The organism is Teichococcus aerofrigidensis, assembly GCF_054073225.1.
In genome coordinates, this window is record NZ_JBSXMU010000171.1 from 2501 (window position 1) to 5638 (window position 3138).

The following is a 3138-nucleotide window of genomic DNA, read 5'->3' on the forward strand; positions in this document are numbered from 1 at the left end:
CGCCGAAGGGTGCGGCTTGGTCCTGCGTGCGGGCGGTGATGGGTTGAGTATGAGAAGGGCGTTCAGTGGATGCCTTGGCACCAAGAGGCGATGAAGGACGTGGCACGCTGCGATAAGCCGCGGGGAGATGCGAGCGATCGTTGATCCGCGGATGTCCGAATGGGGCAACCCCTCCTTAGGGAGATCCTGGACTGAATTCATAGGTTCAGGAGGCGAACCCGGTGAACTGAAACATCTCAGTAGCCGGAGGAAAAGACATCAACAGAGATTCCCCGAGTAGTGGCGAGCGAAAGGGGAGCAGGCCAGTATCTCAGAGAGAAGAAGCCGAAGGGTCTGGAAAGGCCGGCCATAGCGGGTGATAGCCCCGTAGGCGTAGTGTTTCTCTGGGGTCTCGAGTAGGGCGGGGCACGTGAAACCCTGTCTGAACATGGGGGGACCACCCTCCAAGCCTAAATACTCCTTGGTGACCGATAGTGAACAAGTACCGTGAGGGAAAGGTGAAAAGCACCCCGACAAGGGGAGTGAAAGAGACCTGAAACCGAACGCCTACAAGCAGTCGGAGCCCGCCCATGCGCAAGTGTGGGGGTGACGGCGTACCTTTTGTATAATGGGTCCGCGAGTTTCTGTTTGCAGCAAGCTTAAGCCGTTAGGTGTAGGCGCAGCGAAAGCGAGTCCGAACAGGGCGTTGAGTTGCAGGCAGAAGACCCGAAACCGAGTGATCTAGCCATGGCCAGGCTGAAGGTGCGGTAACACGCACTGGAGGGCCGAACCCACGCCTGTTGAAAAAGTCGGGGATGAGCTGTGGCTAGGGGTGAAAGGCCAATCAAACTCGGAAATAGCTGGTTCTCCGCGAAATCTATTGAGGTAGATCGTCAGGCGAACACCGCCGGAGGTAGAGCACCGGAAGGGCTAGGGGGACCCAAAGTCCTACCAAACCCTACCGAACTCCGAATGCCGGTGAGTGCTACCTGGCAGACAGACAGTGGGTGCTAAGGTCCATTGTCGAGAGGGAAACAGCCCAGACCACCAGCTAAGGCCCCCAAATGATGGCTAAGTGGGAAAGCATGTGAGACGGCCAAAACAACCAGGAGGTTGGCTTAGAAGCAGCCATCCTTTAAAGAAAGCGTAATAGCTCACTGGTCTAATAGCTGTCTTGCGGCGAAAATGTAACGGGGCTCAAGCCATCTGCCGAAGCTGTGGGCTTGTCTTTGACAAGCGGTAGCGGAGCGTTCCGTAAGCCTGCGAAGGGAGACCCGTGAGGGCTCCTGGAGGTATCGGAAGTGCGAATGCGGACATGAGTAGCGACAAGGAGAGTGAGAACCTCTCCCGCCGAAAGTCCAAGGGTTCCTGCGCAAGGCCAATCCGCGCAGGGTGAGCCGGCCCCTAAGGCGAGGGCGACAGCCGTAGCCGATGGAAACCAGGTGAATATTCCTGGGCCTGTCAGAAGTGACGAGTGTGAAACGTTGTTCGTCCTTATCGGATTGGACGGGCTGCTGGATCACTCCAGGAAATAGCTCTGACATATAGACCGTACCCGAAACCGACACAGGTGGACTGGTTGAGTATACCGAGGCGCTTGAGAGAACCATGCTGAAGGAACTAGGCAAATTGCTCGCGTAACTTCGGGATAAGCGAGACCCCTCATTGGGCAACCAGTGTGGGGTGGCACAGACCAGGGGGTGGCGACTGTTTAGTAAAAACACAGGGCTCTGCGAAATCGAAAGATGACGTATAGGGTCTGACGCCTGCCCGGTGCCGGAAGGTTAAGAGGAGAGGTGCAAGCCTTGAATCGAAGCCCCGGTAAACGGCGGCCGTAACTATAACGGTCCTAAGGTAGCGAAATTCCTTGTCGGGTAAGTTCCGACCTGCACGAATGGCGTAACGACCTCCCCACTGTCTCCAGCATGGGCTCAGCGAAATTGAATTCCCCGTGAAGATGCGGGGTACCCGTGGTCAGACGGAAAGACCCTATGAACCTTTACTGCAACTTCGCAGTGGCACCAGGAAGGGGCTGTGTAGGATAGGTGGGAGGCTATGAAACCGGGGCGCCAGCTTCGGCGGAGCCATCCTTGAAATACCACCCTGCGCCTTTCTGGTGTCTAACCGAGCCCCATTAGCTGGGGCCGGGACCCTGCGTGGTGGGCAGTTTGACTGGGGCGGTCGCCTCCCAAATGGTAACGGAGGCGCGCGATGGTGGGCTCAAGCCGGTCGGACATCGGCTGTTGAGTGCAAAGGCATAAGCCCGCCTGACTGTGAGCGCGACAGCGCGAACAGAGACGAAAGTCGGCCTTAGTGATCCGGTGGTCCCGCGTGGAAGGGCCATCGCTCAACGGATAAAAGGTACTCTAGGGATAACAGGCTGATCTCCCCCAAGAGTCCACATCGACGGGGAGGTTTGGCACCTCGATGTCGGCTCATCGCATCCCGGGGCTGGAGCAGGTCCCAAGGGTTCGGCTGTTCGCCGATTAAAGCGGTACGTGAGCTGGGTTTAGAACGTCGTGAGACAGTTCGGTCCCTATCTGCCATGGGTGTTGGAGACTTGCGAGGATCTGTCCCTAGTACGAGAGGACCGGGATGGACGTACCTCTGGTGTACCAGTTGTTCCGCCAGGAGCATCGCTGGGTAGCTAAGTACGGAACGGATAACCGCTGAAGGCATCTAAGCGGGAAACCAGCCTCTAAACGAGGTCTCCCCAAGGGTCGTGGAAGACCACCACGTCGATAGGCCGCAAGTGGAAGCCTGGTAACAGGCGCAGCTGAGCGGTCCTAATCACCCAAACGATCTCATCCCATCACACGCAGTGTGCAAAACACACCGCACGCAGCACCAATCCGCACTCACACACCCGATATCACCAATCAGTCTCACCACACCATCCGTGATGACAGTTCTGGCTCGGTGGCCCGGTGGCTATCGCGGGGTTGATACACCCGATCCCATCCCGAACTCGGCCGTGAAACACCCCAGCGCCCATGGTACTGCGCCTCAAGGCGCGGGAGAGTAGGTCGCCGCCGGGCCACCCAGCCAGAACTCATCACTCGACACACACACCACCGCGGGGTGGAGCAGCCCGGTAGCTCGTCAGGCTCATAACCTGAAGGTCACAGGTTCAAATCCTGTCCCCGCATCCATCATCCC

General features: G+C 57.8%; 1 tRNA gene and 2 rRNA genes. All 3 read left to right on the forward strand.

What is annotated here, in order from left to right:
• Positions 1-42 precede the first annotated feature (42 nt).
• The 3 genes from ACVMLK_RS19650 to ACVMLK_RS19660 all read left to right on the forward strand — a co-directional run bounded on the left by ACVMLK_RS19650 (position 43) and on the right by ACVMLK_RS19660 (position 3131).
• Positions 43-2790, forward strand: a 23S ribosomal RNA gene (locus tag ACVMLK_RS19650).
• A 112-nt stretch (positions 2791-2902) separates the two neighbouring features.
• Positions 2903-3017, forward strand: a 5S ribosomal RNA gene (gene rrf, locus ACVMLK_RS19655).
• Between the two features lie 37 nt (positions 3018-3054).
• A tRNA-Met gene (locus ACVMLK_RS19660) sits at positions 3055-3131 on the forward strand.
• The last annotated feature ends 7 nt before the right edge of the window (positions 3132-3138 follow it).